General features: G+C 60.4%; 1 protein-coding gene. It reads right to left on the reverse strand.

The window, feature by feature from the left end; all coding sequences use genetic code 11:
- On the reverse strand, positions 1-4,171 hold a 4,171-nt coding region (locus tag ABVT36_RS18715; RefSeq protein ID WP_368457915.1), incomplete at both ends, for an LPD1 domain-containing protein.

Consider the following 4,171-nt stretch of genomic DNA (forward strand, 5'->3'; position numbering starts at 1 on the left):
GCCCAGCCAGGCGTTCAGGTCCGGCCCCAAGCCCTTAAAAATTGTCAGCAGTCCCTGCGTATCGTCCCGATACTGCACCACACCGTCGCGCCACTCGGGCGCCCCATAGTGGAGGATGGCGTGCATGGTGTCAGCGATACTGGATGCCAGGCGGGCGCCCACATAACCGGAGCCGGCATAGTCCCCCGCAGAGGTGCCCTTGCCCGCGGCTTCCTCCGCGCGTTGAATGCCCACCAGGCCGTCGAAAACACCTTCGTAGCTGCGCTCTTTCACATTCGCCCAGGCTTGGCGGAGATTGGTGGTCTGGAAACGGGTGATCAGGCGGCGGATGCCTTGCGATTCGGATTTACCCAGGCCCAGGCGGGCCAGGGCTTCGTCGGTGCTGGGGTCGGAGAGAGAGTATTGGAGTTCTATCAGCGGCCCTTGCTCTTTCCCTTTGCTTTTCTTCCCCTTTCTCTTGCCCTTGCCCCCCCGACGCAAGGCCCGCTTTCCCCTGGCCAGCAGCGCCACAATATCCGCTTCGGTCCACTTCGCAGTCAGACCCAGTTGACGCAACCAACGGCGCACCACGGCGATGATGCGTTGCAGCAGGCTATTTTTGGGGTCGTTCTCCGCCAGGTGCGCCACATACTCATCCGCCACCCAGCGCCTGGCCTCGGGGCCACTCAGTCCCTGCAGCTGGCTGCGATATTTGCCTTCCAGTGTATCGCGCACCTCCGCCGGCATGTCCCGATAGATTTCGGTCAACACCAGATCCAGGCGCTTGCCGGTGACCGCACGAATGCCCTTGTGACCAACCACCTCGTGCAGGTAGATGCGCACGGCATCGACAGGATTATTGAGGTTGCCCGCCACGATATAAGCGGTACCTGTGTCCGTGTGGTAAATGCCACGCACCCGCCCGGTGACGCCATCGGACTCAATCTGCTGGCGCAGAGCCATAGGCAGCCCGGATTCATCGGCCACCACCTCGGCATCAACGCCTACCGATTGTTTAACGCGGCTCAGCGCGGCCTTGGCCAATGCCGGTTGAATGCCCTTGCCGATACCGAGCGCGTATAGCGCTACGCCTTTGTCGGTGCTGCGGGTTTTCAGGGTGGAGAACAGCTGATCAAACGCCTGCTTTACCGGCGCCATTTCAGATTCCAACAGATAGGGGTAGCGCTCCGGGTTGCGCTTGAACTGTTCGATACTGGCGACACTGGCCAGGTAATCGTTTTGCGCGCCACTGTCCGCCAGTTTGGCGATTACATAGTTCTCGAAGGCCCGTGCGGCCCGCTCGATAATCCGCGACCAGTAACCATCGACCTTATCCTTGTCGATGACGGATGCGCGAGCGCGCATTGGCGAGGCGTTCAGCGTCTCGACCAGCTCCGCGAACCCCATCTCCACGGCCGGTCGCACGCCCTCGACCTTTTGCCAATTGTCACGCTCAAACCGCGCCGAAATAAAACGCTGGCCCCGCGAACCTTCGCCACCTTGCGCCATCGGCTCAAAATCCCTCGCCGGCAACGACATGCCATCACGCTTGTGCACGTAATAGGTTTCGGGGCTGTAGGTGATGTATGTGGCTCTCCGCAGCGTGCCGAGAAAGGGATCATTGCGTTGCGCTTGAAAATAGTAATCCAGGGCGTGAAACCATTCATGCGCCAGGGTGCCGGCCCCCTTGGTCTTGGTCAGGTTGATCACGAAGGTGTTGGGCTCGAAGTGCGCCGAGGCAGAACCCTTGCCCCTGGAACCGAACGCCAACCCCAGGCCACCATTAAGAGACAGCGCCAGCGGCGGGACATCGAGAATCGCCGCCAGGTCCATCAGCGCATCGTACGCCTGGTTGAGCAGCCCCTGGCGCTCGCGGCCATCCGCGCCCTGCCTGACCCAGTTGCCGAACTCGACACCGCGAAAGCCAAAGGTGTCCATAAACGCCTGTGGCTCCACATCCTCATCGCCGACGCGATGTTCAGCACCGACCCTCGGCGCCATTTCCAGAAGCCGCACGTCCCGCTTACCCACATTGTCCCGCGCTTTGACTTTCTCCCACTCCGCATTCAGCACCGGGATGTTCGCGCGCTTGAACTTGAGCGCGTCCGCGCCGGCCTTGTCGCCGGTAAAGGTTTTCAGCGGGCGGTATTCCTTGTCGCCCTTGCGGACAATGGCGGCGTAATCCTTTCTCCCCCGAACCTCGAAGCGATCCAGGTCCTGGCGCGACGGTTCTTTGGCGGCGGACTGCAAGCGCTTCACCACTTGCGCAAACAGGCTTTTTGCGGGAATCCGGGCCTTGTCGCCATAGAAGCTTTCGTGGTGACCATCTATCTCCACGGACAGCATGGCTCGCGAAGGGGTTTGTTTGCCATCCCTGGTATAGGAGTGGGTCTCGGGGTGGTAGCTTACCCGGCCAATACGGCTCCAGTCGGACTTGTCCAGCGTCACCATCAGGCTGATCTTCTCCGCCAGGCCCGCAAGCGCGGAACTGCCACGCATACGCTTCAGCACGAGATCGGCATCAAGCTGGCCACGTTCAAACTGATCCAGCACATCCTGTTGGAGAAAGTCGCGCAAGGTTTCCACTTCCTCCACCCACCGCTTTCGCTTGTAGGGCTTTCGGGGCTTGGCGGGAATGGTGGCACGGACCGCATGGGCGAAAGCCTCGACAAACGGGTTGCCCAGATCCTGAAAAGCGTCCTTCGGCCAGATCTTGCCAAGGGGCTGATTGGCGAGGTCCCCGGACTTCAAAGCGGCGGTGCTGTTTTGGAATGCGTCCTTGCGCGCGCCGGCCATCTTCTCGCCAATGTCTTCGATTTTTTTACGCGGCTGCTCGCGCTTTTTTCTCCTGGACGGCTGGCGTTTTTTCGTTGCCGATGTCGATGCCGGAAAGGATTGGCTGACGGGCCTGGAAGTGTCGCCTTTGAGCCAGTCCTTGAATCCCGTCAACTCCATGGCCGTCACCGGGCCGACTTTCCACCCCTTGTCATAGGCGCCTTTGTAACCGGCAATGGCCTTGGCTTTGTCACTGAATCCCAGCAGAACCTTGTGCTCATCGAAACTGCCGTCCCGGTTCACCTGATCCACCACAAATACCCGCTCCGAATCCACATCCGGCCCCACAAAAACATCCACATGGTCGCCGTCGGCGCCTTCGGTTTTGCGGATATAGCCGTAATGATGAGGCAGTGTGTTTTGCCAACGCTTGCCGTCCGGGCTGGTCCCGGAGCGGATAGAACCGCGTGGATTTTCGATGGACAGTTCCAGGCCGTGCAGCTTCAGTTTGCCGACCTTGTAGTTGCCCGCCTCCTTCTGCGCCTCCGTTGGTTCGGGCAGGTTGTTCAGCGGGCTGGTGGCAGCCCCGTTGGCGGCTGTTTCTATGTCATGGACAGAATCGCCGGGCGAAGCCCGCTGCTTTTCCAGCTTGTCCCAGGCAGTCTGAATTTCCGCCTTCATGCCTTCAGCAGCCTGTTTTCCGAACCGACCCCGCGCATAGCTGCGCAATTTGTCCAGAGAGCCCATCCTGGCCGCCGCCTGCTCCAATATCGTCGCGGCGTCCCTCGCGCTGGTTTCGGCCCCGGCCGGTGTTGTGCTTACGGGTTTATCGGCCTCTTTCTGGGCATCATCGGACTCAGCAATATCATTTTTCGGGGAGTTGGGGGCTTCATCGGTGGCGACATCTATGTCAGAAGTCGGAATGGCATCCACCTCCGACTCCTCCAATGCTGTCTTGAGATCCGACTCGGACAGTTCCGGCGCCTCAGATGGAAGCTCCTGAACCTCGGACGCAGAGTCCTGGGTCTCGACCCGCGCGCCACGCTCTTCCAGGCGCTGGGCCAGAGCATCGATACGTGACGGCGGCTCGTAAGGAATACCCTCTTCCCGCCTCTCCATCGGCTCCAGGGACAGTGCAGCCCGGTCTTTACTGCCAATTTCAGGCCGCTCAAACTCGATAGTGTTGTCGGGCTCGACCGCAGCCGGATCGATTTCCAGCGGCGCCATCGTCTGAGCATAGGGCGTATAGTCAACAGTACCCTCCGGCGGCGCGCCGGCCTCCGGCATGGTGGTACCATCCAGAGATAGATCCACATCGAAATTGGGCGCTATCTGTTGGCGTGCAGCCTCCAGGCTTTGCACATAGGACGCTTCCTCGTTCATCTTGAGGATTTCCGCCTCAATCTCGGAGTTCAGT

Origin of the sequence: Microbulbifer sp. TYP-18, from assembly GCF_040932045.1 — a bacterium.
Lineage (GTDB): Bacteria > Pseudomonadota > Gammaproteobacteria > Pseudomonadales > Cellvibrionaceae > Microbulbifer.